This window comes from Methylobacterium sp. yr668 (assembly GCF_900116245.1).
In the GTDB taxonomy this organism is placed as follows: domain Bacteria; phylum Pseudomonadota; class Alphaproteobacteria; order Rhizobiales; family Beijerinckiaceae; genus Methylobacterium.
In genome coordinates this window covers 401,504-427,727 of sequence record NZ_FOZY01000002.1, presented here as the reverse complement: position 1 = coordinate 427,727, position 26,224 = coordinate 401,504, and the positions used below count along the sequence as shown (strand labels likewise).

General features: G+C 71.5%; 23 protein-coding genes. 8 read left to right on the top strand and 15 right to left on the bottom strand.

All coding sequences use genetic code 11. The features are described from left to right. Together BM419_RS31625 and groES are read right to left on the bottom strand one after the other, a co-directional pair. The coding region (locus BM419_RS31625) for a TCP-1/cpn60 chaperonin family protein (RefSeq protein WP_280141959.1) at window positions 1–176 on the bottom strand (176 nt) is incomplete at its 3' end. 71 nt (window positions 177–247) lie between these two features. After that, window positions 248–538: a co-chaperone GroES gene (groES, locus tag BM419_RS04600; RefSeq protein WP_020093567.1), complete on the bottom strand. Its 291-nt coding sequence runs from the start codon at window positions 536–538 to the stop codon at window positions 248–250. 211 nt (window positions 539–749) lie between these two features. On the opposite strand from groES, the gene BM419_RS04595 reads away from it, so the two are divergent. Both BM419_RS04595 and BM419_RS04590 read left to right on the top strand, forming a co-directional pair. Further along, window positions 750–1,736 (top strand): CorA family divalent cation transporter, encoded by a 987-nt coding sequence (locus BM419_RS04595; protein WP_020093566.1) that lies wholly within the window; start codon window positions 750–752, stop codon window positions 1,734–1,736. A gap of 208 nt (window positions 1,737–1,944) precedes the next feature. Next, a complete protein-coding gene (locus BM419_RS04590; RefSeq protein WP_020093565.1) occupies window positions 1,945–3,405 on the top strand; it encodes a methyl-accepting chemotaxis protein in 1,461 nt (486 codons plus the stop codon). 9 nt (window positions 3,406–3,414) lie between these two features. Here BM419_RS04590 and pdeM read toward each other — a convergent pair whose 3' ends face one another. The 3 genes from pdeM to BM419_RS04575 are packed head-to-tail and all read right to left on the bottom strand — an operon-like array spanning window position 3,415 to window position 7,720. Next, on the bottom strand, window positions 3,415–4,128 hold the full coding sequence (gene pdeM, locus BM419_RS04585) for a ligase-associated DNA damage response endonuclease PdeM (RefSeq protein ID WP_020093564.1): 714 nt from the start codon (window positions 4,126–4,128) through the stop codon (window positions 3,415–3,417). A gap of 41 nt (window positions 4,129–4,169) precedes the next feature. Continuing rightward, window positions 4,170–6,767, bottom strand: a complete 2,598-nt coding sequence (locus BM419_RS04580) for a ligase-associated DNA damage response DEXH box helicase (protein WP_026604995.1) — start codon at window positions 6,765–6,767, stop codon at window positions 4,170–4,172. Beyond that, window positions 6,764–7,720 (bottom strand): alpha/beta hydrolase, encoded by a 957-nt coding sequence (locus BM419_RS04575; RefSeq protein WP_020093562.1) that lies wholly within the window; start codon window positions 7,718–7,720, stop codon window positions 6,764–6,766. Before BM419_RS04575 ends, BM419_RS04580 begins: the two co-directional genes overlap by 4 nt. 276 nt (window positions 7,721–7,996) lie before the next feature. Here BM419_RS04575 and BM419_RS04570 point away from each other — a divergent pair, with 276 nt between their 5' ends. After that, window positions 7,997–8,350 carry a DUF6460 domain-containing protein gene (locus BM419_RS04570; RefSeq protein ID WP_020093561.1) on the top strand — a complete coding sequence of 118 codons (354 nt, stop codon included), beginning with the start codon at window positions 7,997–7,999 and terminating at the stop codon, window positions 8,348–8,350. 142 nt (window positions 8,351–8,492) lie between these two features. After that, window positions 8,493–9,857, top strand: coding sequence for an MATE family efflux transporter (locus BM419_RS04565; protein WP_020093560.1), 1,365 nt, complete (start codon window positions 8,493–8,495; stop codon window positions 9,855–9,857). A gap of 29 nt (window positions 9,858–9,886) precedes the next feature. On the opposite strand, the gene BM419_RS04560 is transcribed toward BM419_RS04565, so the two are convergent. Next, entirely contained in the window at window positions 9,887–10,228 is a 342-nt protein-coding gene (locus tag BM419_RS04560) for a YMGG-like glycine zipper-containing protein (RefSeq protein ID WP_026604994.1), read from the bottom strand. 215 nt (window positions 10,229–10,443) lie between these two features. On the opposite strand from BM419_RS04560, the gene BM419_RS04555 reads away from it, so the two are divergent. Continuing rightward, window positions 10,444–11,337: an HpcH/HpaI aldolase/citrate lyase family protein gene (locus tag BM419_RS04555; protein WP_020093558.1), complete on the top strand. Its 894-nt coding sequence runs from the start codon at window positions 10,444–10,446 to the stop codon at window positions 11,335–11,337. A gap of 78 nt (window positions 11,338–11,415) precedes the next feature. Here the strand turns inward: BM419_RS04555 and BM419_RS04550 are convergent, their stop codons facing one another. The 4 genes from BM419_RS04550 to BM419_RS04535 form a co-directional block, all read right to left on the bottom strand. Next, window positions 11,416–11,712, bottom strand: a complete 297-nt coding sequence (locus tag BM419_RS04550; RefSeq protein ID WP_020093557.1) for a hypothetical protein — start codon at window positions 11,710–11,712, stop codon at window positions 11,416–11,418. Further along, window positions 11,709–14,006 (bottom strand): FdhF/YdeP family oxidoreductase, encoded by a 2,298-nt coding sequence (locus BM419_RS04545; protein WP_042673294.1) that lies wholly within the window; start codon window positions 14,004–14,006, stop codon window positions 11,709–11,711. The genes BM419_RS04550 and BM419_RS04545 overlap by 4 nt, the downstream gene beginning before the upstream one ends. Window positions 14,007–14,205: 199 nt before the next feature. Beyond that, the gene (locus BM419_RS04540; RefSeq protein WP_020093555.1) at window positions 14,206–15,282 is read right to left on the bottom strand and encodes a quinone-dependent dihydroorotate dehydrogenase; all 1,077 of its coding nucleotides are present in this window, start codon (window positions 15,280–15,282) and stop codon (window positions 14,206–14,208) included. Beyond that, complete coding sequence (locus BM419_RS04535; protein ID WP_020093554.1) at window positions 15,279–15,629, bottom strand: DUF952 domain-containing protein; 351 nt, start codon at window positions 15,627–15,629, stop codon at window positions 15,279–15,281. The genes BM419_RS04540 and BM419_RS04535 overlap by 4 nt, the downstream gene beginning before the upstream one ends. A 316-nt stretch (window positions 15,630–15,945) precedes the next feature. Here BM419_RS04535 and BM419_RS04530 point away from each other — a divergent pair, with 316 nt between their 5' ends. The 3 genes from BM419_RS04530 to BM419_RS04520 all read left to right on the top strand — a co-directional run bounded on the left by BM419_RS04530 (window position 15,946) and on the right by BM419_RS04520 (window position 18,967). Further along, on the top strand, window positions 15,946–16,578 hold the full coding sequence (locus BM419_RS04530) for a S24 family peptidase (protein ID WP_012317556.1): 633 nt from the start codon (window positions 15,946–15,948) through the stop codon (window positions 16,576–16,578). Window positions 16,579–16,710: 132 nt separating this feature from the next. Next, window positions 16,711–17,808: a two-component system sensor histidine kinase NtrB gene (locus BM419_RS04525; protein ID WP_020093553.1), complete on the top strand. Its 1,098-nt coding sequence runs from the start codon at window positions 16,711–16,713 to the stop codon at window positions 17,806–17,808. A 172-nt stretch (window positions 17,809–17,980) separates the two neighbouring features. Next, a complete protein-coding gene (locus tag BM419_RS04520; protein WP_026604993.1) occupies window positions 17,981–18,967 on the top strand; it encodes a TIM44-like domain-containing protein in 987 nt (328 codons plus the stop codon). Between the two features lie 43 nt (window positions 18,968–19,010). Here the strand turns inward: BM419_RS04520 and rsmA are convergent, their stop codons facing one another. The 5 genes from rsmA to lptF all read right to left on the bottom strand — a co-directional run bounded on the left by rsmA (window position 19,011) and on the right by lptF (window position 26,040). Continuing rightward, window positions 19,011–19,889: a 16S rRNA (adenine(1518)-N(6)/adenine(1519)-N(6))-dimethyltransferase RsmA gene (rsmA, locus tag BM419_RS04515; RefSeq protein WP_020093551.1), complete on the bottom strand. Its 879-nt coding sequence runs from the start codon at window positions 19,887–19,889 to the stop codon at window positions 19,011–19,013. A 10-nt stretch (window positions 19,890–19,899) separates the two neighbouring features. Next, window positions 19,900–21,015: a 4-hydroxythreonine-4-phosphate dehydrogenase PdxA gene (pdxA, locus tag BM419_RS04510; protein WP_020093550.1), complete on the bottom strand. Its 1,116-nt coding sequence runs from the start codon at window positions 21,013–21,015 to the stop codon at window positions 19,900–19,902. Window positions 21,016–21,125: 110 nt separating this feature from the next. Further along, window positions 21,126–23,705 (bottom strand): LPS-assembly protein LptD, encoded by a 2,580-nt coding sequence (locus tag BM419_RS04505; RefSeq protein ID WP_020093549.1) that lies wholly within the window; start codon window positions 23,703–23,705, stop codon window positions 21,126–21,128. Between the two features lie 77 nt (window positions 23,706–23,782). Then, window positions 23,783–24,871, bottom strand: coding sequence for an LPS export ABC transporter permease LptG (lptG, locus tag BM419_RS04500; RefSeq protein ID WP_026604992.1), 1,089 nt, complete (start codon window positions 24,869–24,871; stop codon window positions 23,783–23,785). Between the two features lie 8 nt (window positions 24,872–24,879). Then, window positions 24,880–26,040, bottom strand: a complete 1,161-nt coding sequence (gene lptF / locus BM419_RS04495; protein ID WP_020093547.1) for an LPS export ABC transporter permease LptF — start codon at window positions 26,038–26,040, stop codon at window positions 24,880–24,882. Window positions 26,041–26,224: the final 184 nt, after the last annotated feature.

Genomic DNA, 26,224 nt, shown 5'->3' with positions numbered 1-26,224 from the left:
TCCTTGGCGACCGTCACACCGTCCTTGGTGATGCGCGGGGCGCCGAAGCTCTTCTCGATCACGACGTTGCGGCCCTTCGGGCCGAGCGTCACCTTCACCGCGTCGGCGAGGATGTCGACGCCGCGCAGCATCTTATCGCGGGCGTCGGCGGAGAAACGAACGTCTTTCGCTGCCATTGTGTGCCTCTTAGCTGGTTGTTGAACCCCAAGGCCGGGACGGCCTCAAAGGGCGATGGCGGGTGACCCGATCAGGCGGCGACGACGCCCATGATGTCGGATTCCTTCATGATCAGGAGGTCCTGACCGTCGATCTTGACCTCGGTGCCGGACCACTTGCCGAACAGGACGCGGTCGCCAGCCTTCACGTCGAGCGCGTTGACGCGGCCGGCCTCGTCGCGGGCGCCGGGACCGACGGCGACGACCTCACCCTCCTGCGGCTTCTCCTTGGCGGTGTCCGGGATGATGATGCCGCCCTTGGTCTTCTCTTCGCCTTCGATGCGACGGACGACCACGCGGTCGTGCAGCGGACGGAACTTCATGAGCTGCCCTCTTGCTTCAGGTCTTGAGTTGGCGTTGATGCGGCCGGCGGGACCGCTCGCAAACTCGACTGTTAGCACTCTGTCTCGGCGAGTGCCAAAGACGGCCGCGAGATAGGCGCGGGCGGGTTCCGAGTCAAGGCTGTCGCACCCCCGCGCGACGGTGCGATGACGCGCCGGCGGCCCCGTTCCCCCTCATGGATAACGCGCTCTCATGCTGAGCCTGCACGGACCCGAAGGCCCGGTGGCGCTGCGACCCGGCGGCCCGATCGCGCGCGACACCGTGTGGCTCGACCTGAACGACCCCACGCCGGAGGAGGCTGCGGCGGTCGAGGCCGCGACCGGCCTGCGGGTGCCGTCGCGGGCGGCGCTCTCGGAGGTCGAGACGTCGAGCCGCCTGCGCCGGGTCAAGGGCGGCCTCTCGCTCTCGACCCCGATGATCACGTTCGAGCAGAGCGCGTCGCAGCTGAAGCCGCTGGGCTTCCTGCTGACCAAGGATCACCTCGTCACGATCCGCTTCCACGACCTGCGCGCCATCGAGGCGTCCGCGAAGCGTATCGCCGACGGCGACGGCAGCACGACGCCGAGTGAGATCTTTCTCGTCGTGCTGGAGGAACTGGTCGACAGCCTCGCCGACGCCCTCGAGGATATGGGCTCCGAGCTCGACACGCTCTCGACCCGCATCTTCGACTTCGACGTCCGCGGTGCCGAGCGGCGGCGCCTGGAGAGCCCGCCGCCCCGGCGCCGCGACCTCGCCCTGCGCCGGATCCTGCGCGGCATCAGTAACCGCGGGAAGGTTCTGGGCAAGATCCGGTCGAGCCTGCTCGGGCTCGAACGGATCATCCCGTTCGTCGCCGCGGCCTGCGACAGCCTCGGCCTGCCGGAGGATGCGCGCTTCGAGACGATCAAGCGGGACATCGAATCCCTCGACGAGTTCGAGACGCGGCTCGCCGAGAACGTGCAGTTCCTGCTCGACGCGGCCCTCGGCCTGATCACCATCGAGCAGAACAACGTCTTCCGCGTCCTCACCGTCGTCTCGGTGGTCGGCGTCCCGCCGACGCTGATCGCGTCGATCTACGGCATGAATTTCAAGCACATGCCCGAGCTGGATTGGGCGCTCGGATATCCCTACGCGCTCGGCCTGATCCTCATCAGCGCGGTCGCGCCGATCGTATACTTTCGCATGCGCGGCTGGTTCTGATATTCGTAAGTATGCTTCGGCCCTGACCGAGTTTATATTTGAATGCAATCTCGACGATGGCGTCGGTCCGGTTACGGACGCACAGAGGGCGCGGCGCTCCAAGCATTCGATTTCCGTCAGGCAACTCTTAAACTGGACGAATGCCAGAATAAGGGATTCATTAACGCTGTGAGGCTACCCCCCACGCCGGGGGAACGCGAGCCGTACCATGTTCAATCGCACTGTTTTCAATGAAGCCCAGGCCAAGATCGACGCGCTCGACCGCTCGCTGGCGATCATCGAGTTCTCGATGGACGGAACGGTCCTTCACGCGAACGAGAACTTCCTGCGATTGATGAAATACGGCCTCAGCGACGTCCGGAACCGCCATCACCGCATCTTCGTGGACAAGAGCTACGCCGAGTCCGCCGATTACGCGGCGTTCTGGAGCAAGCTGAAGGACGGCCAGTACGTCACGGGCGAGTTCCTGCGCCTCGACAAGGAGGGCGACTCGGTCTGGCTCGAGGCGACGTACAATCCTGTCCTCGACGCGCGCGGCAAGCCGATCAAGGTCGTCAAGTTCGCCGCGGACATCTCGGCGAAGAAGAAGGAGATCAACCGGCTCCTGACGATGATCGACAACGTTCCGGTGGCGGTCATGACGGCCAATCTGAAGGACAACTTCAAGATCGACTACATGAACGCCACGTCGCGCAAGACCCTCGGCACGATCGACCAGCACCTGCCGGTGAAGGTCGACGACATGCTCGGCCGCTCGTTCGACATCTTCCACAAGAACCCCAGCCACCAGCGCACGATGCTGGCCGACGCGAGCCGGCTGCCGCACAGCACCAAGATCAAGGTCGGGCCCGAGACCCTCAACCTGCGGGTCACGGCCGTGAACGACGAGAAGGGGCAGTACCTCGGCCCGATGCTGACCTGGGCGGTCGTCACCGCGCAGGTGAACATGGAGACCGACGTCAAGCGGGTCGTCGAGGCCGTCGGCTCCGCCATCCAGGAGATGCAGAGCTCGGCCGTGGGCCTGATGCAGTCGGCCGAATCCGCGCGCCACAAGGCGTCGTCGGTCGCGTCGAACTCCGAGCAGATGAACGGCGCGATCCAGGAGATCTCCGGCCAGGTCGGGCGGGTCTCGGAGCGCGCGCAGCAGATCGCCGCCCAGGCGGGGACCACCGACGCGACCATGCGCCAGCTCGCCGAGAACGCCCGCAAGGTCGACGCGGTGGTGGGCATGATCAAGTCGATCGCCGACCAGACCAACCTGCTCGCCCTGAACGCCACCATCGAGGCGGCCCGCGCGGGCGCCGCCGGGCGCGGCTTCGCCGTGGTGGCCTCCGAGGTCAAGGCGCTCGCCGAGCAGACCGCCAAGGCGACCGGCGAGATCACGCAGCAGGTCTCGGCGATCCAGAGCGCGACCGGCGAGGCGGTCGGCGCCATCGAGATGATCACGGCCGCGGTGGACGAACTGTCCAAGCTCACCCTGGCGATGGCGAGCGCCGTCGAGGAGCAGGCGGTCTCGACCCACGAGATGGCGGGCAATATCGGCGGCGTCTCCGAGGCCGCCAACGCCACCGGTCAGCTCGCCCAGGCGGTCCAGGGCATCGCCGAGAGCCTCGCCGGCCACTCGACGAGCCTGTCGGAGAGCGTGATCCGGTTCATGAAGACGGCCTGACCGGGCGACTCAGTCCCGGGCGAGCTGCGCCCGGCCGATGGCGAAGACCCGCCCGTCCCCGAGGAGATGGGCGGTGAAGCCGTCGGGGAACAGGCTCTCGATCGCCCGGTCGCGGACGTTCAGGCCGCCGGCGTAGGCGCCGAAGGCCGGCATGACGAGGCGGGTGCCGTCCGTGACGAAGCAGCGGCGGCGCACCGCCCGCCCGCGCATCGCCACCTTCCCGCAGGGATGGAGATGGCCGGCGATCTCGCCGGGCACGGGCTCCGGGCTCGGCTCGTGGCGCAGGACGAGGCCGCCGAGCGTCAGCGCGTCCGCGTAGCGGCCGCCGACGCCCTCGTTCACGGCCGCGTCGTGGTTGCCGGCGATCCAGACCCAGTCCCGCCCCTCCTGCAGGGCCGCCACCAGGGCGCGGTCGCCCGGCTCCATGCGCTCGGGACCGCGGGCGTCGTGGAAGGAATCGCCCAGCGCCACCACCCGGGCCGGATCGTGCCGCACCACCGCCTCGTGCAGGCAGGCGAGCGTCTCGCGGGTGTCGTAGGGCGGCAGGAACTGGCCGGAGCGGGCCGCGTAGGACGAGCCCTTCTCCAGGTGGAGGTCGGACACGATCAGCGTCCGGTGCTCGGGCAGCCAGAGGCCGCCGCAGAGGTCCAGCACCAGGGTCTCGCCCGCGAGCATCAGGGTGGGGTGCTTGTGAGTCTTCTCGAGTCTCAGGCCGGCCGCCAAGATCGCATCCTCGGTGTCGTCGGGGGAGGGCGGATCGGCGGTCAGGACAGAGCCTCTTGGAGAAGCTCCGCCTCGGCCTCGGCCAGGATCTCGTCGGCGCCCTCGCCGTAGACCCGCTCGCGCCCGATCTCGAGCATCACGGATACGGAGAGCGGCGAGACCCGGTCGAGAGACCTGTGGATGATTCGCCCCTGGATGCGCTCTAGCATCATGCCGAGGCGCCTCACGTCGAGGAGTCCGGTTGCCGCATCCTGCCGCGCGGCCCGCAGCAGCAGGTGGTCGGGCTGGTGCTTGCGCAGCACGTCGTAGATCAGGTCGGTCGAGATCGTGACCTGCCGGCCGGACTTCTTCTGGCCCGGGTGATGGCGCTCGATCAGCCCGGCGATCACCGCGCATTGCCGGAAGGTGCGCTTCATCATGGCCGATTCGTCGAGCCACGCCTCCAGATCGTCGCCCAGCATGTCGACGGCGAAGAGGTCGCCGATGAAGTCCGGATCGATCGCGGCGCGCTCCGAGACGTCGCGGGTCGACCAGATGGCGATGCCGTAATCGTTGGCCGCGAAGCCGAGCGGGCGCAGGCCGGAACGCTCCAGGCGCCGGGTCAGCAGCATGCCGAGGGTCTGGTGGGCGAGGCGGCCCTCGAACGGGAAGGCCGTCAGGTAGTAGCGCTTGCCCCGCGGGAAGGTCTCCACCAGCAGGTCGCGCTCGCCCGGCAGGACGGAGCGGCGGCGCTGCTGGAGCAGGTAGGCGCCGATCTGCTCGGGCAGGCGGTCCCATTCGAACGGGTCGGCGATCAGCGCGCGCACGCGGGCGGCCAGGAAAGTCGAGAGCGGGAACTTCGCGCCCGCGTAGGACGGGATCGCCGGGTCGGTGCCGGCCGGCGCGCGGGTGACGAGGCACTCGTCCTCGGCGAGCCCCTCGAAGCGCAGGGTCTCGCCGGCGAACAGGAACGTGTCGCCGACCGTCAACGTCTCGGCGAACTCGTCCTCGATCTCCCCGAGCACGCGGCCGGTCTTCGGCAGCACCGTGCCGGGCTTGCCGCGCAGGGTCCGGCCGAGGCGGACCCTCACCCGGGCCGCCTCGACGATCGTGCCGACATTCATCCGGTAGGCCTGGGCGGTGCGGGCGTCGCGCACGCGCCAGAGCCCGTCCGCACCGCGCAGGATCTTGGCGAAGCGCTCGTAGGCGCGCAGCGCGTAGCCGCCGGTGGCGACGTAGTCGACCACCTGCTCGAACGATTCCCAGGTCAGCCCGGCGTAGGGCGCGGCCGAGACGATCTCGTCGTAGAGGTGGAGCGGATCGAAGGCGTCGGCGCAGGCCATGCCGAGGACGTGCTGGGCGAGGACGTCGAGGGCGCCCTGGCGGGCGTCCGGCGTGTCCTGGGCGGCCTCCTCCACGGCGTCGAGGGCCGCCTGGCACTCCAGCATCTCGAAGCGGTTGCCCGGAACGAGGTAGGCCTTCGAGGGCTCGTCCATGCGGTGGTTGGCCCGGCCGATCCGCTGCATGATGCGGCTGGCGCCCTTCGGCGCGCCGACATTGACCACGAGGTCGACGTCGCCCCAGTCGATGCCGAGGTCGAGGGTCGCGGTGCAGACGATCGCCCGGAGCTGGCCCGCCGCCATCGCGGCCTCGACCCGGCGACGCTGCTGGGCGTCGAGCGAGCCGTGGTGGATCGCGATCGGCAGGGCGTCGTCGTTAAGCCGCCACAGCTCCTGGAACGTGTACTCGGCCTGGAGGCGGGTGTTCACGAAGACCAGCGTGGTCCGGTGCTCCCGGATGAGGTCGTAGATCGCCGGCATCGAGTGCCACGCGGTGTGGCCGGAGATCGGCAGCGCCCGGCCGAGATCGAGCATGCGCAGGTCCGCCTTCGCGCCGCCGGCGACGGTGACGAGATCGGCCATGGGCGGCGCGACGGGCTCCCCGTCCCGTCCGGGAGAGGGTCGGGGTGGGGGAGGAGATGCGTCAGGACTGGACGCGCCGTCCCCGCGCGCGGCGGGAGGAGGGGGAAGCGGCCCCTGCGGCACCAGGTACTTCCGCAGCTCGTCCGGTTCCCGCACCGTGGCCGACAGCCCGATCGCCGCGAGGCCGGGGCTCAGCCGGTGCAACCGCGCCAGCGCCAGGGACAGCAGGTCGCCGCGCTTCGAGGTCACCAGCGCGTGCAGCTCGTCGAGCACCACGCAGCGCAATCCGGAGAAGAATTCCGCCGCCTCGCGATGGGCGATCAGCAGCGCCAGCTGCTCGGGCGTGGTCAGCAGGATGTCCGGCGGCCGGCTGATCTGGCGGGTGCGCTTGTGGGCCGGGGTGTCGCCGGTGCGGGTCTCGACGCGCACCGGCAGCGCCATCTCGGCGATCGGCGCGTCCAGGTTGCGGGCGATGTCGACCGCGAGCGCCTTCAGGGGCGAGACGTAGAGGGTGTGGAGGCCCGCCGCCTTCCGCTGGGGGCCACGCTCGGCGAGGGCCACGAGGCTCGGCAGGAAGCCGGCCAGCGTCTTGCCGGCCCCGGTCGGCGCCACCAGCAGGGCAGAGCGGCCGGCGCCGGCGATCCGCAGGAGATCGAGCTGGTGCGATCGGGGCGCCCAGCCGCGCCCGGCGAACCAGGCGCGGAACCGCTCCGGCAGGATCTCGGACGGGTCGCTCAGGCGAGCGCCATCAGGAAGCGGTCGATCAGCTCGAGCGCCCGCTCGCTCATCGGGCTCGGGTAGCGGGCGAAGACGTGGCAGCCGCCGGGATAGATCGCCGTGTGGCCGCCATTGCCCGCCGCCGCCCAGCGCGCCGACATGTACAGCGTGTCGTCGAGGAGTGGGTCGGCGGTGCCGATGGTGAACAGGGCCGGCGGCAGACCCTTCAGGTCGGCGTAGATCGGCGACACGTCCGGCCGGCGCCGGTCGATGCCCTCCCGGACGTAGCCGTCGGCGAACTTGGTCAGGTCGCGGGTGTTCACGACCAGCCGCTCCTCGCCCCAGTTCCGCACCGATGGAGTGAGACCGAGATCGAAGAAGCCGGCGTTGAGGTTGGCGCCCCGGAAGGCCCGCGGCAGGTTGTGCTTGTCGCGCAGCCGCAGCAGCACCATCACGGCGAGGTGCGCCCCCACCGACTCGCCGCCGATGGTCAGCGCGTGGATGCCGAACTCGGTCTTGCCCGGACCGGCCAGCCACAGGGCCGCCGCCTCGCAGTCGAGCAGCGCCGCCGGATACGGGTGCTCGGGGGCGAGGCGGTACTCGACCGACAGGGCGACGAAGCCGCAGGTGTCGGCGATGCGCTCCAGCCAGGGATCCTGCTCGTCGGCGGAGCCCCAGACCCAGCCGCCGCGGTGGATGTGCAGGTAGGCGCCGCGCAGCTTCGTGCCGGGCTTGGGCCGGACGACGCGGAGCTTGAGCGGGCCGCCGGGCCCGTCGATCGTCAGCCACTCGGCCCGGGCGCTGTGCGGCATGGCGGGCGCCGCCTTGGTGCCCAGACGGCGCCGCTCGCGCACCTCGGCGATCGGCAGCGACCAGGGATCGGGCAGCGCGGCGTGCGCCGAGACGATCTCGGCATTGAGCCGGAGCGTCTCGGGATCGATCGTCGCCGGGTCGAACAGGGCGTGGTCGATCATCGTGCGTATGGTCCCGTCGGCACTCAGAGCCTCTCACACCAATTCCCGATTCCCGGGAGTTCTCCCTTTGGCCGAGGCCGCGCCGCGAGAGTCCCGCGGCGTAGTCCACCCCGTCCGGCATCTTGGCGCGCGCGACGCCGCTTGCCATCTGCACGGCGCGCGAGAAACCCGCCAACGCCTGATCCGCGCTCGAGTTTCGACGCGGTGTGGTGTGCCGGTCACGGTTCCGCCCGCTTCGTCGCCGATCCGAGGGCCCTGAGGCTTCACGAGGACGCAATGCTCGTCGATCACGACCGGCGCCGGCAAGGCTATCAGCAGGGCGCCCCGCCAAACGCCCCCTATGGCGCGGACAGCTACCGGTCGCGCCCCTCCGCCCTGCGGCGGTTCCTCGGCGGCTCGCCGGCCGGCGTGTTCCTGCGGCTCCTGTTCCTGTCGGTGCTGGTCGGCGCCTTCATGTCGATGCTCGGCCTGACGCCGGGGCGGCTGTTCTGGCACGTCTACGATTCGGCGCGGGCGCTGGTGGAGGTCGGGCTCGCCTCGCTCCACGATTTCGGCGGCTGGATCGTCGCCGGGGCGATCGTCGTCGTGCCGCTCTGGCTGATCGCGCGCCTCTTCGCCGTTTCCCGCTGACGGGGTCCGGGGCCGATCCGGCACGGTCGCGCCCCGACGTCCCAGCGCGCCGCGGGTTCGGGCAGATCGGCCGCCCGCCACCGCAACCCGCCGATGCGATCGGAGCGCTTTTCGCGGGCGGCGCGTCTCCGTAGCGTGCGGCATGATGCACACCGTCGCCAGCCCGGCCCGCCCGACGAACCGCCGCGTCCTGGCCCTGGCGCTGCCCATGACGATCGCCAACGTCACGACACCGATGCTCGGCTTCATCGGGGCGGCGGTGATCGGGCGGCTTGGCGACGCGGCGCTGCTCGGGGCCATCGCCCTCGGCGCGGTGATCTTCGACGCAATCTTCTGGTCGTTCGGGGCGCTCCGCATGGCGACCGCCGGCCTGACCGCGCAGGCGGTCGGAGGGCGCGACGACGCTGAGGTCGAACGCATCCTGGCGCGGGCGCTGGCGGCGGGCGCCCTGATCGGGCTCGTCCTGGTAGCCCTGCAGGGGCCCCTCGCGCAGCTCGCCCTCGCGATCAGCGGGGCGAGCGCGGCGGTCATCGCCGGTCTCGCGACCTACTTCCACATCCGCATCCTGTCCGCGCCCTTCGTGCTGGCGAGCTACGGCGTGCTCGGCTCGGTCCTGGGCCGCGGGCGCACCGATCTCGGCTTGCTGCTGCAGATCGCCATCAACCTGACCAACGTCGCGCTGACGCTCATTCTGGTCCTGGGCTTCGGCCTGGGCCTCGCCGGCGCGGCGCTGGCAACCCTCGGCGCCGAGGCGCTCGGGCTCGGGCTCGGGCTGATACTCCTGGCGCGGCTCGGCTCCCGGCCCTTCCGGGTGCCGCTGCGCGACCTCCGCGACGCCGCGGCGCTCCGCCGGACGCTCAGCGTCAACGGCGACGTCATCCTGCGGACGCTCGCGCTGATCACCGGCATCGTGCTGTTCTCGGCGCTCGGCGCCCGGCAGGGCGACGTGGTCCTGGCCGCGAACTCGGTCCTGTGGAATCTGTTCCTGATCGGCGGTTTCTTCCTCGACGGCTTCGCCACGGCGGCCGAGACCCTGTGCGGCCAGGCCGTCGGCGCCCGGGACCGGGAGGCGTTCGACGCGGCCGCCACACTGAGCCTGCGCTGGTGCCTCGGCTTCGGCCTCGCGGTCAGCCTGGTGTCTCTGGCGGGCGGCCCGGCCTTCATCGATGCCGTGACCACGAACGGTCCGGTCCGCGAGGCGGCCCGGTCCTACCTCGTCCTCGCCGCCCTGGCGCCGCTCGCCGCCGCGGCGCCCTTCGCGTATGACGGGATCTATATCGGCGCGACCTGGACGCGGGCGATGCGCAACCTGATGGTGTGCGCGCTCGCCGCCTACTGCGCGATCCTCGCGCTCGTCGAGAGCCTGGGCTTCGGCAATACCGGGCTGTGGCTGGCCTTCGTGAGCTTCCTGGGCGCCCGGGGCCTCGGACAGGCGATCGCGTTCCCGCGCCTCGCCCGGGACACGTTCCGGACGCCGGCCGCGGCCGCCCTCGAACCGGCGGCCTAGGCGGCAGCCGCGCGCGACCTCGAGGCGTGCTAGCGCGGATCCTTCCAGGTGGTGGGCTGGGCCGGCGGCGCGGCGCGGGCCACGGAGCCGGTGGTCCGCGGTACGGCGGCCTCCGCCCGCCGCGGGTACGACCGGCGCGGGGCCGCGTAGCCGTAGCGGCGTCCCCGGCGGACGTGCCGGCGCCCGCGCTCCGACGAGTTCCCCACGAAGCCGCCGACCACGGCCCCCGCGACGGCGCCGATCGGGCCGCCGACCAGCGCCCCCGCGACCGCGCCGGAGCCGACGCCGAGGGTGGTCCGGCTCTGGGCCCGGGCCGCCTCAGGTGCCGCCAATGTTCCGAGCAAGGCGAGGGTGACCAAGACTTTGCGCATCGTAGAGATCCCGGACTTCGAGAATTGGTTTCGTCCGGCCTTTAAGCGGCGGAACATGACCAAACCGCGGCTTCGATCTGCGGAGAGACGGCGCGGTATCAAACCGCGCGGGGACTCACCCGCCCCGACCTTTAGGGTGTGGCGCGGCCGGGTTCGTGCTTTAGGGTGCAGCGCAACGACGGGAGGCCGCGCGACGGCCCAGGAGGGAGAAGCCGATGGCCACGACCACCGATCTGCGCCTGCGCCGCAGCGTGCTCTACATGCCCGGCTCGAACCAGCGGGCGCTCGACAAGGCCAAGTCCCTGCCGGTGGACAGCATCATCCTCGACCTCGAGGACGCCGTCGGCCCGGAGGAGAAGGAGCTCGCCCGCGATCAGGTCTGCGCCGCGGTGAAGAGCGGCGCCTACGGCAGCCGCGAGCTGGTCATCCGGGTCAACGCCCCGCAGACCCCGTGGGGCGAGGCGGATCTCCACGCCGCCATCGAGGCCGAGCCCGACGCGATTCTGATGCCGAAGGTCTCGTCCCCCGCCGTGCTGGAGAGCATCGCCGACCGGCTCGAATCCCTCGACGCGCCGGACGGCATCGCGATCTGGGCGATGATCGAGACTCCGGCCTCGATCCTCAATATCCAGGAGATCGCCCGGGCGAAGCGCGACCCGCGCAACCGGCTGACCTGCCTCGTGCTCGGCACCAACGACCTCGCCAAGGACACCTGGGCCAAGATCGTCCCCGGCCGCGTGCCGATGCTGCCCTGGATGATGATGGCGCTGGCCGCCGCGCGGGCGGAGGGGCTCGCGATCCTCGACGGCGTCTACAACGACATCGCCGACACAGAGGGCTGCCGCGACGAGTGCCGGCAGGCCCGGGACCTGGGCTTCGACGGCAAGACCCTGATCCACCCGACGCAGCTGGAGCCGGCCAACACGTCCTTCGCTCCGACAGAGGAGGAGGTGCGCCGGGCCAAGCTGGTGATCGAGGCGTTCGAGCGCCCGGAATACGCCAAGCGCGGCGCGATCAAGCTGGAGGGCCGGCTCTACGAGCGGCAGCATCTCGGCGTGAACCGGCGGGCGGTCACCTGGGCCGAGGCGATCAAGGCGAAGGGGTTCTGAGCGCGTCCGTCCCCGCCGGAGCGAAGCGATCCAGGGCAGCGCCACGCCCGAGTCTGTCGCGGTCCCTGGGTTACTTCGCTACGCGCGTGATGACGGCACCGACGGCCCTGAATCGGCGGTGGTGTAGCGCGTCCGCTGGGTGCGCCCGTCGCGGGCCGTGACGGCGACGAGGCCCGCCTCGTCCAGGCCCGAGAGGGCGCGCAGCACCAGGGCGTGCTCCACCCCGAAGGTGCGGGCGAAGGCGCGGCTGTCGCCCGGCAGGCCGAGGTCGAGCGCCGCCAGGAGGCCCGCCGCCAGCGGGTCGAGATCCGGGCGGGCGGCCGAAACCTGGTCGAGGGCGGCGACGAACGCCGCCTCGTCGGGCTCCGCGCTCACGCGGCCGCGCGCGCCTGCAGGGTGACCAGCACCGACTTGGAGGTCGGCGTGTCGCTCTTCTCGCCGTAGGTCGAGAGCGGCACGAGCACGTTCAGCTCCGGATAGTAGCCGGCCAGCGCGCCCCGCGGCATGTCGAAGGGCACGAGGCGGAAATCCTCCGCCCGGCGGGTGATGCCGTCGTCGTGCGTGCCGACGACGTCGACCCGGTCGCCGAGCCGGTCGCGGATCTCCGCGAGGTCGTCCGGGTGGGCGAAGATCACGCGGCGCTCGCCGTAGACGCCGCGGTAGCGGTCATCCAGGCCGTAGATCGTCGTGTTGTACTGGTCGTGGCTGCGGAAGGTCTGCAGCACGAACGTGTCGCGGGTCTTTCGCGCGGCCTGGTGCTCGGTCTCGGCCGGCAGGGCGTCGGCCGAGAAGGTGGCCCGGCCGGTGGCGGTCTCGAACACCCGCTCGGCGGCGAGGTTGCGCAGCATGAAGCCGCGCGGCTTGCGCACCCGGGTGTTGTAGCCGGTGAAGCCCGGGATCGTGGCGGCGATCGCCTCGCGGATCCGGTCGTAATCGGCGGCGAACCCGGCCCAGTCGATGGCGGCGGAGCCGACGGTCGCCTGCGCCATGCCGGCGATGATGGCGATCTCGGAGCGCAGCTCCTTGGAGGCCGGCTTGTTGATGCCGCCCGACCCGTGGACCATGCTCATCGAATCCTCGACGGTCACGATCTGGATCTTGCCCTCGGCGCCCCGGTCGATCTCGGTTCGGCCCAGGCAGGGCAGCAGGTAGCCGACCGCGCCCGGCACGAGGTGGGCGTGGTTGAGCTTGGTGGCGATGTGCACGGTGAGCCGGCACGAGGCCAGCGCCTGCGCCACGACCGGCGTATCGGGCGTCGCCCGCAGGAAGTTGCCGCCGAGCCCGATGAAGGCCTTCGCGGTGCCGTCACGCATGGCCCGGATCGCCGCCAGGACGTTGTGGCCGTGCCGGCGCGGCATGGCGAGGCCGAAATGCTGCTCCAGGGAGTCCAGGAAGGCTGCGGACGGGCGCTCGTTGATGCCGACCGTGCGGTCGCCCTGCACGTTGGAATGGCCGCGTACCGGGCAGAGGCCCGCGCCGGCCCGGCCGATATGGCCGCGCAGGAACAGCAGGTTGGCGATCTCCCGGATCGTCGCCACCGAGTGGCGGTGCTGGGTCACGCCCATGGCCCAGGTCGCGATGACCCGCTGGGCGCCGAGGTAGACGTCCGCCATCGCGGCGATCTCGTCCATGGTCAGGCCCGACTGGTCGAGGATCGCGTCCCAGGACGTCGCCTCGACGGCGGCGCGGTAGGCCTCCAGCCCGGCGGTGTGGTGCTCGAGGAAGGCGCGGTCGAGGAGCGAGGGCCGGCCGGCCGCCAGCGCCTCGGCGTCGCGGGCGAACACGACCTTGGCGATGCCCCGGAAGGCCGCCATGTCGCCGCCCGAGCGCGGCTGCAGGTAGTGGCTGGCGATGGGGCGGCTGGCGCCGCGCAGCATCTCGACGGTGTTCTGGGGGTCGGCGAAGCGCTCCAAGCCGCGCTCCCGGACCGGGTTCAGAACCACGACCTTGGCGCCGCGCTCGGCGGCCCGGCGCAGGTCGCCGAGCATCCGCGGGTGGTTGGTGCCGGGATTCTGGCCGACGCAGAAGATCGCGTCCGCCTTCTCGAAATCCTCCAGCAGGACCGTGCCCTTGCCGATGCCGATCGCGTCGATCAGGGCGACGCCGCTCGCCTCGTGGCACATGTTCGAGCAGTCGGGGAAGTTGTTGGTTCCGTAGGCGCGGGCGAAGAGCTGGTACAGGTACGCCGCCTCGTTGGAGGCGCGGCCCGAGGTGTAGAATTCGGCCTGGTCCGGATGGTCGAGCCCGCGCAGGGTCGCGCCGATCTCCGCGAAGGCCTCGTCCCAGCTCACCGGCAGGTAGCGGTCGCTCGCAGCGTCGTAGCGCATCGGGTGCGTCAGGCGGCCCTGGCCCTCCAGGGCGTAGTCGCTCCAGGTGCGCAGCTCGGTCAGGGTGTGCTTGGCGAAGAAGGACGGCTTCGTGCGCTTGTCGGTCGCCTCCCAGGAGACCGCCTTCACGCCGTTCTCGCAGAACTCGAAGGACGAGCCGTGCTCCGGGTCGCCCCAGGCGCAGCCGGGGCAGTCGAACCCGTCGGGCTGGTTCGCCTTCAGCAGCGCGCGGGCGCCGGTGAGGGGTGCGCGGCTGCCGAGCAGGTGCTTGCCGCAGCTCTTCAGAGCACCCCAGCCGCCGGCGGCGGAGGAGCGCTTGGTGGACCCTTCAGACTGGGCCATGAACCGTCCTGGATTGGCTGACGCGATGTGTCTCGCAACCGCGAGATAAGCGCCTCTCCGACCCCCTCACAATGGCGTGCCGGCGCAGGCCCCTCATGCATGGGGCACAGGCTAAGCTCCCGCTGTGCAAAGCCTTTCTAAACTGCGACCCGAAAAAAATTGTCTGGCGCGGCGCCGCGACGGGCTCGCCCGCGCCGGCTCAGACCCCGCGGGCGAGGTCGGCGGCGTCGCGCCCGACGACCTGCCGGAGCGAGGCGATGCCGGCCTCGCTCATGCGCCGCAGGAGCCCGTCCTTGATGCGCCCGACGAGGCCCGGCCCCTCGTAGACCAGCGCCGAGTAGAGCTGCACGAGGCTCGCCCCGGCCCGGATCTTGGTCCAGGCCGCCTCGGCCGAATCCACGCCGCCGACCCCGATGAGCGGCAGCGCGTCCCCGACGCGCAGGCGCGTCTGGGCGAGCATCCGCGTCGCCGGGCCGAAGAGCGGCCGCCCCGAGAGGCCGCCCGTCTCCCGCGCGAGACCCTGCTCGCGCAGGCTCGCCGGGCGGGCCACCGTGGTGTTGGACACCACGAGGGCCTGGACCCCGCGCCGCTGCGCCGTCGCGCAGACCGCGTCGAGGGCGTCCAGCGCCATGTCGGGGGCGATCTTGAGGAGGATCGCCGCACCGGCGCCTGCCGCGTCCCGGGCCTCGACCGTGCGGGCGAGCAGCTCGTCGAGGAAGGCCTCACCCTGGAGGTCGCGCAGGCCCGGCGTGTTGGGGGAGGAAACGTTGACCGTGACGAAGTCGACGAGCGGCGCGAGGGCTGCGGTGCAGGCGGCGTAGTCGGCGAGGCGGTCGGCGGATTCCTTGTTCGCGCCGATGTTGACGCCGACGATGCCGGGCCGCCCCCTCCGGGCGCGCAGACGGTCGGCCACCACCTCCAGCCCCTCGCTGTTGAGGCCGAAGCGGTTGATCACGGCGCGGTCGTCGGGGAGGCGGAAGACCCGCGGCCGCGGGTTGCCGGGCTGGGGCCGCGGCACGACCCCGCCGACCTCGACGAAGCCGAAGCCGAGGCCCAGCAGCGCGTCGGGAACGCGCGCGCCCTTGTCGAAGCCGGCCGCGAGGCCGACCGGGTTGGGGAAGCGGCGGCCGAGCAGGTCGACGGCGAGGCGCGGGTCGTCCGCCGGCCGCGGCCCCGCAGGCAGGAGCGCCAGGGCGGCGAGGGTCAGGTCGTGCGCGCGCTCCGCGTCGAGGCGGTGCAGCAGCGGTCTGACGAGGGGGAAGGCGGCCGCGATCATGCCGGCAGGATCCCGGCCGGGAAGGCGTGCCGGCCGTCGGCGCCCAGCGGCATATCGTCCACCGCGACCACGGCGGACAGCGGCAGCGGGCCGTAGAGGTGCGGGAACAGGTCGCCGCCGCGAGAGGGCTCGTAGCGCAGGCCGTCGCCGAGGGCGTCGGCCTCGACCGCGACGAGGAGCAGGTCGTCCTGCCCGGCGAAGTGCCGGGCCGCCGTCTCGGCGACCTGGGCGGCCGTCGAGAAATGGATGAAGCCGTCCTGATGATCGATCGGGGCGCCCGTGAACCGGCCCGCGGCCTCAGCCTCGCGCCACAGAGGGCGCGGACAGATCTTGTAGATGAGCGGCATCGAAGCTCCCCGGAGACGACGCTGCGATAGAGGCGCGGGGCCGCGGCGGCAACCGCGCCGCGCCCCGCCCGATTCGAGGAGCGATTGCAATCTGCCGCCCGTAGTTCTACTTTCCTACGACTAGGCTGGACGTCACACAGTCCCGTCCGGACCGGCAGAGCGGATCCGGAAAGCAGATTGTCAAGTATCTCCGCGCGTACCCGGCGGGTGTCGAACGGACCCGGCGGGCGAACCGTCTCCGTGCCTCCGAGGCAGCCGGATCCCGGCTGGTGAGACGGGGGTGCCGGCCCGCTCAGGCTGAGCTTCCGAGCCCGCTATGCTGTCGCACGAGCAGATCTGGAACGCCATCGACCGGCTCGCAGAGCGCCACGGCTACTCGGCCTCGGGCCTCGCCCGCCGCGCCGGCCTCGACGCGACCAGCTTCAACCGGTCGAAGCGCGTGGGCGCCGACGGCCGCAAGCGCTGGCCGTCCACCGAATCCGTGTCGAAGGTCCTGGCCGCCACAGGCTCGAGCCTCGACGAGTTCCTGCGGCTCATCGAGGCCCGCGAGATCCCCGCCCGCACGATGGTGCCGCTGATCGGCCTGACCCAGGCCGGGGCCGGCCGCCTGTTCACCGACGAGGGCATGCCCACCGGGGGCGCCGGCTGGGAGGAGATCGAGTTTCCGGATCTCGGCGAGGAGCGGGCCTTTGCGCTGGAGATCCAGGGCGATTCCATGCTGCCGCTGTTCCGGGACGGCGACGTCCTGATCGTGTCGCCGACGGCCAGCGTGCGCAAGGGCGACCGCGTCGTGGTCCGCCTGCACGGCGGCGAGGTCCTGGCCAAGGAGCTGCGGCGGCGTACCGCCCGGACCGTGGAACTGGCCTCCCTGAACCCCGAGCACGAGGACCGGGTCCTCAATCTCGGCGAGGTGGCCTGGATGGCCCGGGTGATGTGGGTGCGCCAGTAGGCGGTGCCCGGACGGGTCGGCACGCCGATCGACGCGCGGATCCACCCGCGGATCCACGCTTGGCCGTGAGGCCGTTCATCGCTATCGCTGGCCCGTCGCGGACCTTCCGCATCCGCTGAGCGCGAACGCAGCATGGCGCAGCCCGGGACGGATCACAGCGCGGCCGAAGGCGGGTCGCTGGCGGACGAGGCCCGCGCGCTCCTCGACGCGCTGCCGACGCCCAGCCTGGTGCTCGATCCGCAGGGCCGTGTCCGCCACGCCAATCCCGCCCTGGAGCGGATCGCCGGCTACCCGGCGGAGCGGCTCGTCGCGCAGGGACTCGACCTGATCCTGGCGCAGCGCACGGCGCCCCTCGACCCCGCCGGCACCGAGCCTCAGGAATTCCTGGCCAGCCGCGCGGACGGGACGAGCTTCTGGGCCCGCCTGGAGACGGCGGCCCTGCCCGGAACCCCGTTCCGCATCGGCCAGATCCGCGACGAGACGGCCCGGCGCGAGGCCGAGGGCGCGCTCGCGCTCTCCCGCCAGCGCGAGGCGCTGGGACTCCTGACCAACAGCGTCGCCCACGAGTTCAACAACTTCCTGCAGATCCTGATCGGCTACATCGACGGCCTCAAGCGGCGGCTCGGGGACCGGCAGGAGCCGTTCGTCCAGCGGGCGATCGCCCGCTCGGCCGACGCCACCGAGCGCGCGGCGATCCTGACCCGGCACCTGCTCGCCTACTCACGCCGCATCGCGCCGGACGTCCGGTCGGTCGACCTCGACGCCATCGTGGCCGACCTCGCCGCCCGCCTCGAGCCCGACCTGCCGCCCGGGATCCGCCTCACCGTGGCGGCGACGCCGGGCCTGCCGCGGGCGATCAGCAATCCCACGCAGATCGAGTTCGCCCTGCGGCATCTCGTCGCCAATGCCTGCGAGGCGATGCCGTCGGGCGGGACGCTGACCCTGTCGACCTTCCGGGTGGATCCCGGCGACCGCTCCCTGCAGCAGCCGGGCCAGGGGAGCGTCGGGATCGCGGTCGGCGACACCGGGCAGGGCATGTCGCCCGAGATGCTCGCCCGGGCCCTGGCCCCGTTCCAGACCAGCCACGAGGCCGGGCGCGGCGCGGGCCTCGCGATCGTCCACGGCCTCATGAAGCGGCAGAACGGGACCATCACCCTCGACAGCCGCAGCGGGGAGGGGACGCAGGTGCGCCTCTCCTTCCCGGCCGCCCCGGAGCGCACGCTCCACTAGAGCCGTGCCATTCACGCGATGGGCGCGACGGGCGGGCTCGGAATGCGCAGCACCGATCCGGTGGAAAACGTCGCCCGGGCGACGGCGGCCAGGACTAAAACCGCTGCCCGACCGTTCCCATATCGTCACTGGCGCTCCGCGCCACCCGGTTCTCGTCCTCTGAGGCGTGTACATGTTTACTGAGATTTCGCGCCGCCGGCGTGTGGCCGCCCTCCTGGCGCTGGCCGCTGCGCTGACCGTCGCGGCACCCGTCGTGGAAGCCCGTCCGGGCGGCGGCGGGTCCGTCGGGTCCCGCGGCTCGCGCACCTACACGGCGCCCTCCGCCACGCCGACCGCCCCCGGCGGCGGCACGACGATGCAGCGCTCGCAGACCGCGCCTTCGCCCGGCATGGGCAGCCCCGGCATGCAGGCCCCGGCCGCGCCCGGTCGCCGCTTCGGCGGCGGCTTCTTCGCGGGCCTGCTCGGCGCCGGCCTGATCGGCGCGCTGCTCGGCGGCGGCTTCTTCGGCGGCCTCGGCGGCCTCGCCTCGATGATCGGCCTGCTGTTCCAGGTCGGTCTCGTCGTGCTCGTGGTGATGCTGGCCCTGCGGTTCTTCCGCCGCCGGAACGAGCCGGCCGGCGCCGGCGCGCCCTACGTCCGCTCGTCGCTCGACGATCAGCCGGGCGCCCGCGGCCCGATGGGTGGCGCTTCGGGCGGCGCTCCGGGCGGCCCGGCTCCCGGCGGCATGTTCGGCGGTGGGCAGCGCCCGCCGCAGACGCGCCCGGTGCAGATCGGCCCGGCCGATTACCAGGCCTTCGAGCGCCTGCTCGGCGACATCCAGGACGCCTACTCGCGCGAGGATCGGGTGACCCTGGGCAACCTGTCGACGCCCGAGATGGTCAGCTACTTCGACGAGGAGCTGCGCGGCAACGCCTCCCGCGGCGTGGTGAACAAGATCTCGGACGTGAAGCTGCTGCAGGGCGACCTCGCGGAGGCCTGGGGCGAGGACCGCACCGACTACGCGACCGTGGCCATGCGCTACGCCCTCAAGGACGTGATGATCGAGCGGTCGAGCGGCCGCGTCGTCTCCACGGACTCGTCCGAGGCGACGGAGCTCTGGACGTTCCTGCGCCAGCCCGGCCGCGGCTGGGTGCTCTCGGCGATCCAGCAGACCCGCTGACCCGGCAGCGCTCCGGCCTCCGGGCCGGAGCCACGGCTCTCCGTCAGGCCGGCGTCCTCACCGGGGCGCCGGCCTTTCTGTGCGCGTCCCACCGATTGGCGAGATCGACGAACCCGGACACCGGGATCTCCTCGGCGCGCGCGGTCTCGGACAGGCCGGCGGCGGCCAGCAGGGCGCCGGCCTCGGGCGTCAAGGCCTTGAGGCTCTGGCGCAACATCTTCCGCCGCTGGCCGAAGGCCGCCCGGGTGACGGCTTCGAGCGCGCCGGCGCGGCAGGGCAGGGGCTGGGCGCGCGGCACCAGCCGGACCACGCTCGAGGTCACCTTGGGTGGCGGCACGAAGGCCGAGGGGCTGACGTCGAACAGGATCTCGGCCTCCGTGCGCCAGCCGCAGAGGACGCCGAGCCGGCCGTAATCGGCCCGCTCCTCCGGGCCGGCGACGATCCGCTCGGCGACCTCCCGCTGGAACATCAGCACGGCGAGGTCCCACCAGGGCGGCCAGACCTCGCCGTCGAGCCAGCCGGTGAGCAGGGCGGTCCCGACATTGTAGGGCAGGTTGGCGACGATCCGCGCCGGCGCCTCGCCCACCAGCGGCCGCGGGTCGAAGGCGAGGGCGTCGGCGTCGACCACCTCGAGCCGGCCGGGATAGTGGGCGGCGATCTCGGCGAGGGCCGGCAGGGCGCGCGGGTCGCGCTCGATCGCCACGACGCGGGCGGCGCCCTCGGCGAGGAGCGCGCGGGTCAAGCCCCCCGGGCCCGGCCCGACCTCCACCACGGTCACCCCCGCGAGCGGACCGGCCGCCCGGGCGATCCGGCCGGTCAGGTTGAGGTCGTAGAGGAAGTTCTGGCCGAGCGCCTTCTTCGGCTCCAGGCCGTGGCGGGCGACGACCTCGCGCAGCGGGGGAAGACCGTCCCCGGCGCTCATGCTGGCTGCCTCACAGCTCGTCCTCGGGATCGAAGTGGCAGGCGCCGACGGGCCGGGGACGGCCGGCATAGACGCTGAACGGGATGATCTCGGCCCCGGCGGGGGCCTCGCTCCGCGCCGCCGCGTTGGCGGCCAGCCGGTCGGCGAGGCGCAGGGCCGCCACGAGGCTGTCCGGCCGGGCGACGCCCTGGCCGGCGATGTCGAAGGCCGTCCCGTGGTCCGGCGAGGTGCGCACGAAGGGCAGGCCGAGGGTGACGTTCACGCCGTCGTCGAACGCGATCGTCTTGATCGGGATCAGGGCCTGATCGTGCGTGGGCGCGAGGGCGACGTCGTAGGTCTCGCGGGCGCGGGCGTGGAACAGGGTGTCGGCGGGGAGCGGCCCGCGGATGTCGATGCCCCGCGACCGCAGACGCGCCACCGCGGGGGCGAGGACGTCGCGGTCCTCGCGGCCGATCGTTCCGGCCTCGCCCGCGTGCGGGTTCAGGCCGGCGAGGACGAGGCGCGGCTCGGGCAGGCCGAACCGCTCCCGCAGGTCCCGAGCGACGATCGCGGCGGTCTCCTCGACGAGTTCCTGGGTGAGCAGGTCCGGCACGTCCCTCAGCGGCACGTGGATCGTCACCGGCACGACCGAGAGGCCGGCGCTCCAGATCATCATCACCGGCCGGGGCGGCGTCACGCCGGGCGGCACCGCGAGGGCGGCCAGGAACTCGGTGTGCCCGGGATGGGCGAAGCCCGTTCGGGTCAGCACGAACTTGGCGATCGGGTTGGTCACCACCGCGCTCGCACGCCCGGCCTTCACGAACTCCACCGCCGCGGTGATCGACTCGATGGTCGCGCCGGCGTTGCCGGAATCGGGGACGCCGGGATCGGCCGCGACGCGGGCGCCGCTCGGCAAGGGCACCACGGGGAGCGCGCGCGGAAATACCTCGGCGGCCGTCTCGGGATCGACCTCCGCCACCGGGACGGGGCGGTCGAGGCGGTGGGCGAGGCGCTCGACGAAGTCGGGATCGGCCACCAAGAAGAACGGCGGCAGCGGATCCGCCCCGCCGCGCCCGAGCCACGCGCTGAGCGCCAGCTCCGGTCCGATGCCGGCGGGATCTCCGAGGGTGAGGGCGAGGGGCGGCATGGGCGCTCTATAGCGCCCGCGCGGCGCGGGCGCATCCTCGGCGGCTCAGACCGAGCGGCGGGATCGCGGCGGGCGACGCGCCGGATCGGCGCGCCGCCGGTCCCGGTTCCTCAGCGGATCGAGGCGATGCCGTCGGCGGTGGTGGCGGTCCCGACGTTCTGGCGCAGGTCGGCCTCGCCCAGGGTCTTCAGCTCGACCCGAAGCAGCACCGTCTGGTTGCGCTCGCGGACGCCCGTCGCGGTCGCGATCGGCGAGTTGATGTAGTTCAGCGAGACGGTGGTGCACTCGTCCTGGTAGCCGCCGCCGAAGCTCGCGCCCGACAGGTAGAAGCGGCCCGGATTCTGGTAGATCGGCACCGTCCCGATCGGGTTCGCCAGGTACGAGCTCAGCGCGTCCGTGTAGGTGTTGCGCACGTCGAGGTAGTGGGTCAGGTCGACGAGCAGCGAGCCCGACACAAACCAGTTCGGCGTGATGTTGTAGGTCGCGGTGGCGGTGATGCCCTCGCGGTAGTGGCTGTAGCCCAGCAGAGGCTGCGCCTCGTAGTACGAGTAGAAGGCCGAGACGGTGAGCGGCAGGAACGGCGCGAACCGCGCCGTCGCGCCGGTCTCGAACCGCGCCACGTGGAAGTCGGACTGGTTGAACCGGGCCCGGCTGATGAACGTGATGTTCTGGTTCGGCGAGACCTGGAAACGCCCGACGAAGTCCGAGCGCTGCGTCTCGAGCCCCGAATCGAGGCCGGTGTTGGCGATGTCGCCGCGGCGGAACGAGTTGACGCCCGCGAGCTGGATGGACTCGCCGAACAGGACGTTCGCGTACCAGCCGGACGGGGTCACGACCGAGTACTGGCCGCCGAGATTGGTGCGCACGCCGCCCTCGACCCGGTCGTAGCCCGAGAATTTGTCCCACTCGAACAGCGAGGTGTCGTCGAAGACGAGGCTCTGCGCGTCCTCGTTCGGCAGGCGGCCGATCCGGGTCTCCGACGGGCGCGCGATGATCTGGCCGATCGGCTCCAGGGTGTGGACGCCGAGGGCGCCGAAATTGGCGACGAACGGGTAGCGGTAGTCGAGGCCGATCGCCGGCATGACCCGCCCGGCAAAGCCCTGATCGACGTGCGCGACCTGCGGGACGAGGTCATTCTGGTAGCCCGAGAAGCTCGTGCTGTTGAAGAACGCGTCCGTGCGCAGGTACGCGAAGGGCGTGAATTTCTGGCCCAGATCGTCGATGAAGCTGCGGCGCCAGGACAGCTCCGCGGAGGCGCGGGTGTTCGTGCCGGCGAGCCCGTCGATGGCGCACAGGCCGCGCTGGAAGACCGTGCAGGTCTGGTACAGCGGGAAGCTGACGCCGTTGACGCTCGGCGAGAACAGGTAGCTCGAGGTCCGCGGCAGGCCCTGGTACTGCGTGGTCTCGCGGGTCAGGCTGGTGATGTTCGCCTGGAAGCGCACCTCGCCGCCGATCTCCGATGGGCCGTTGATCCGCTTGTCGTAGTCGATCACCGGCGCCACGATCGGCTGCTGCTTCTGCCAGTCGAAGCTCGACAGACCCTTGAAGTAGTAGCCCCGCGCCTCGAACCACGAGCGGTCGCCCTGGCCGATCAGGAAGGCCGTCGAGGTGGCCTCACGGAAATAGTCCGTGGTGATGTTCTGGTTGCGGATCCGGTAATTGTCGAGGAACCACTTGTCGGTCACGCCGACGAGGTCCCAGCCCGTGCGCCAGCGCGGGTTGATGTAGAACCGGCCCTGCGATTCGACGGAGCCGCGGAAGTCGCGCTCGCCGGCGCCGAGGGGGCTCGGCAGGAACGCCGAGGGCGTCGTCTGCGAGATGCCCGACAGGCGGATGTTGTAGAAGCCGTTGTCGATCCGCTGGCGGAACTCGCCCTGCGCGAGCAGGCCCTGGCGGCTGAGCAGGGTCGGCGTCAGCGTCAGGTCGTAATTCGGCGCGAGGTTGATGAAGTACGGGAGCGACACGCCGTTGCCGAGCGCGGTCGTCGTGACGAAGCGCGGCGTCAGGAAGCCGGTCTTGCGCTTCACCGTCGGGTCCGGCGCCTCGAAATACGGCAGGTAGGCCACCGGGATGCCGGCGATCTCGAGCGTCGAGTCGTCGAAGTAGACCGTGTGGGTCTCGTTGTCGTGGATGATCTTCTTCGCCTTGATCTGCCACAGCGGCGGCGTCTCAGGGTTGTCCTTGCACGGCTCGCAGGCCGTGTAGCTGCCGGACTCGAAGCTCGTCTGCTCGCCGTTCAGGCGCTCGGCCCGCGGCGCGGAGAAGCGGGTGCGCACCGTCTCGAACTTCCGCTGCACGGTCTGCTGCCCGCGGAAGGCGTCGACGAAGCCGGTCTTGAAGTCGTCGGTGAGCTCCATGCGCGCGCCGGTCACGACGCCGCCGTCGGCCTCGGTGAGGCGGACATTGCCCTCGGCGAAGACCCGGCCGGAATTCCGGTCGTAGCGCACGCGGTCGGCCTGCAGGGTCCGAGGGCCGTAATGCAGCTCGGCGTTGCCCCGGGCCGTCACGGTGCCGCGGTCGTTGTCGTAGATCAGCTCGTCGGCCTCGACGAGCAGCTTGTCGCCGGGCTTCCCGGCCGCGACGGCGGGCAGGCCCTGGGCATGGGCGGACAGGCCCCCGGCCAGCGGCGCGGCGAACGCCAGCGCGGCCCGGAAACCAGCCTTCCGCAGGATGTCGGCGACCTTACGCAACGCGCGTCCCAACCCCTGTGACGTCTGCCGCCACCAACCTCAACACCCGTCTCCCGTCCCGCGAAGGATCGCGGAAGTCAGCCGTCTTCCTGGTACAGAAGCGTGAGCGTACCGAGAAGACTGCCTACCACGGCCGGGAACCAGGCCGCCACCGGTGCGGCGACGAGTCCGGACGCTCCGAGCCCCTCCATGACCTGTCGGACCACGTAGAGGGCGAAGCCGGCCGCGACGCCACCGAGGACGAGTTTACCGACACCACCAAAGCGGAAGAACCGTAAGGAAACGGTTGCGGCGACGATGACCATGGCCACGAACAGCACCGGCCGCGCCCACAGGACATCGTACTGGAGACGGTAGCGGGTGGCGTCCAAACCGGCCCGCTCGGTCCGCGCGATGGTTGTGGGAAGTTGCCAGAAAGGCACAGATTCCGGGGGGGTGAACCCCTGACGCACCTGTCCGGGGTCGAGGTTCGAGGCGATCAGGTAGGTGTCGAACGACTCAGGCGGTGTGCCCTGTGTGAGAACGCGCACATCGGAGAGCTCCCAGTAGCCGTCGTGGAGCGTCGCGCGGGCCGCGACGAGCTGCTCGGCGAACTTGCCGGCGTCGTCGAAGGTGAAGACCGACACGCCCGCCAGGGTGGTCGTGCCCTCGATGGCGGTCTCGGCGCGCAGGATCGCCTCGCCGTCGAGGCCCTTCTGGCGGATCCAGAGGTCCTTGCCCGAACTCGCCTTGGTGGATTTGGCGAAGATCTTCGCCTCGATCTCGGTGGAGCGCTGCTTCAGCATCGCGGAGACCGGGTTGTAGACGCCGACCGCCAGCGCGCCGAGGGCGAGGGCCACGAAGAAGCCGGGCTGCAGGAACTGCCAGGCCGAGATCCCGGCCGCGCGGGCGACCACCAGTTCCAGCTTGCGCGAGAGCTGGAGCAGGGCCGCCATGGAGCCGAACAGGACCGCGAAGGGCAGGACGCCCTCCGCCACCGCGGGGGTGCGGTAGAGCGAGAGCTGCGCCATCAGGCCGGCGGACGCGCCCTGGGCCTCGCCGGCGCGGCGGAGCAGCTCGACGAAGTCGAGCGTGTAGACCAGCGCGAACACGGTGATGAAGACACCGAGCACCGTGCGGAGGAACCGGGCGGCGAAGTACCGCCCGAGAGTGGGACCGATCAGCATCATCGGGTTCAGGCCGCCGGCGCGAGGCGCGGGCCGCGGAACCGGCCGCGGACGGCGCGGGCCAGGGCGGCGTTGAAGGCGCGCACCCGAGGCCCGTAGAAGATGAGGAGGCTCGACAGGAGGATCGCGAGCAGCGGCACGCCGTAGACCGCCAGGACCGCCGCGGGGCTGCGCGCGGCGGCGCTGACCGCCGCGAAGCCACCGATGCGCAGCGCCACGACGGCGACGATCGCGCCGGCGATCGCGACGCCGCGCCCCTGCCGGGTCGTGCGGGGATCGCCCAGAGCCGCGAAGGCGATGAAGACCAGCGCCAGCGGGTAGAGGCAGGCGGAGAGTCGGTCGTGCAGCTCGGCGCGGAACCGGCCCTTCTGCAGCTTGTAGTAACCCTCCGTCGTGTCGGGGAACAGGAGCTGCGCCGTCGAGCGCTCGCGCGGCTTGTAGATCGTGTCGGAATCCGGGGGCGCGAAGGCCGCGAGGTCGATCGTGTAGCGCTCGAAGGTCAGGATCGAGGAATCGCGCGAGTCCTTCTGCTGCTGGTGGACGCTGCCGTTCTCCAGGATCAGGTAGCTCTGGCCGTCGACGTCGACCGCGTTGCCGCGCTCGGCGAGGTAGACCTTGGTCTTCCCGGCCTCGCGCCGGTCCTGGATGAACAGCCCCTTGAGGGTGCCGCCCGGCCCGCGCTCGCGGAAGTGGAAGGTGATGCCGTTGTCGAGCTGGGTGAACTGCCCTTCCTTGACGACGTTCGCGATGAAGTCGCCGCGCACCCGGGTGATCACGTCGCGCAGCTCCTGGAAGCTCGCGGGCATGACCACCACGACCAGGAATCCCACCAGGAAGCTGACGAACAGCGCCAGGGTGAGGAAGGGCCGCAGCAGCGAGCGCGGCGGCATCCCGGCCGCCGACATGACGATCAGCTCGGAATCGCCGTTCAGCTTGTTGAGCGCGTAGATCGTGCCGATGAACAGCGCCACGGGGGCGATGACGACGACGAGGGTCGGCAGCGACAGGCCGGTGACGAAGAGGAAGACCAGCAGCGTCTGGCCCTTGGCGGTCACGAGATCGAGCTCGCGCAGGGCCTGGGTCAGCCAGATGGTGCCCGTCAGCCCGATCAGGCAGGCGAGGGTGGCGCCCAGGGCGATCCGAAAGATGTAGCGCTCGATCTGCCTCATCGGCCCGGCAGTCCCGCTCGTCCTCTCGCGCCCTCGAGGCGGCAGGGACCCGACAAAAGGGGCGATTCCAGGGCTGTCACGCCGCGTTGCGTTCTCCGTCTCAGCGGCTACACAGGGCGGATCGCCCGCGCCTCGGCGCGCGGGTGCGTAGTACGGCTCCGGAATAACGGGCAGGGCGACGGGT

What these genes read in the sequence shown, in the direction of transcription:
- groES (WP_020093567.1), bottom strand. Translation starts at nt 538, where the DNA reads ATGAAGTTCCGTCCGCTGCACGACCGCGTGGTCGTCCGTCGCATCGAA.
- BM419_RS04595 (WP_020093566.1), top strand. Translation starts at nt 750, where the DNA reads ATGCTGAGCCTGCACGGACCCGAAGGCCCGGTGGCGCTGCGACCCGGC.
- BM419_RS04590 (WP_020093565.1), top strand. Translation starts at nt 1,945, where the DNA reads ATGTTCAATCGCACTGTTTTCAATGAAGCCCAGGCCAAGATCGACGCG.
- BM419_RS04575 (WP_020093562.1), bottom strand. Translation starts at nt 7,720, where the DNA reads ATGATCGACCACGCCCTGTTCGACCCGGCGACGATCGATCCCGAGACG.
- BM419_RS04570 (WP_020093561.1), top strand. Translation starts at nt 7,997, where the DNA reads ATGCTCGTCGATCACGACCGGCGCCGGCAAGGCTATCAGCAGGGCGCC.
- BM419_RS04565 (WP_020093560.1), top strand. Translation starts at nt 8,493, where the DNA reads ATGATGCACACCGTCGCCAGCCCGGCCCGCCCGACGAACCGCCGCGTC.
- BM419_RS04560 (WP_026604994.1), bottom strand. Translation starts at nt 10,228, where the DNA reads ATGCGCAAAGTCTTGGTCACCCTCGCCTTGCTCGGAACATTGGCGGCA.
- BM419_RS04555 (WP_020093558.1), top strand. Translation starts at nt 10,444, where the DNA reads ATGGCCACGACCACCGATCTGCGCCTGCGCCGCAGCGTGCTCTACATG.
- BM419_RS04545 (WP_042673294.1), bottom strand. Translation starts at nt 14,006, where the DNA reads ATGGCCCAGTCTGAAGGGTCCACCAAGCGCTCCTCCGCCGCCGGCGGC.
- BM419_RS04540 (WP_020093555.1), bottom strand. Translation starts at nt 15,282, where the DNA reads ATGATCGCGGCCGCCTTCCCCCTCGTCAGACCGCTGCTGCACCGCCTC.
- BM419_RS04535 (WP_020093554.1), bottom strand. Translation starts at nt 15,629, where the DNA reads ATGCCGCTCATCTACAAGATCTGTCCGCGCCCTCTGTGGCGCGAGGCT.
- BM419_RS04530 (WP_012317556.1), top strand. Translation starts at nt 15,946, where the DNA reads ATGCTGTCGCACGAGCAGATCTGGAACGCCATCGACCGGCTCGCAGAG.
- BM419_RS04525 (WP_020093553.1), top strand. Translation starts at nt 16,711, where the DNA reads ATGGCGCAGCCCGGGACGGATCACAGCGCGGCCGAAGGCGGGTCGCTG.
- BM419_RS04520 (WP_026604993.1), top strand. Translation starts at nt 17,981, where the DNA reads ATGTTTACTGAGATTTCGCGCCGCCGGCGTGTGGCCGCCCTCCTGGCG.
- rsmA (WP_020093551.1), bottom strand. Translation starts at nt 19,889, where the DNA reads ATGAGCGCCGGGGACGGTCTTCCCCCGCTGCGCGAGGTCGTCGCCCGC.
- pdxA (WP_020093550.1), bottom strand. Translation starts at nt 21,015, where the DNA reads ATGCCGCCCCTCGCCCTCACCCTCGGAGATCCCGCCGGCATCGGACCG.
- lptG (WP_026604992.1), bottom strand. Translation starts at nt 24,871, where the DNA reads ATGCTGATCGGTCCCACTCTCGGGCGGTACTTCGCCGCCCGGTTCCTC.
- lptF (WP_020093547.1), bottom strand. Translation starts at nt 26,040, where the DNA reads ATGAGGCAGATCGAGCGCTACATCTTTCGGATCGCCCTGGGCGCCACC.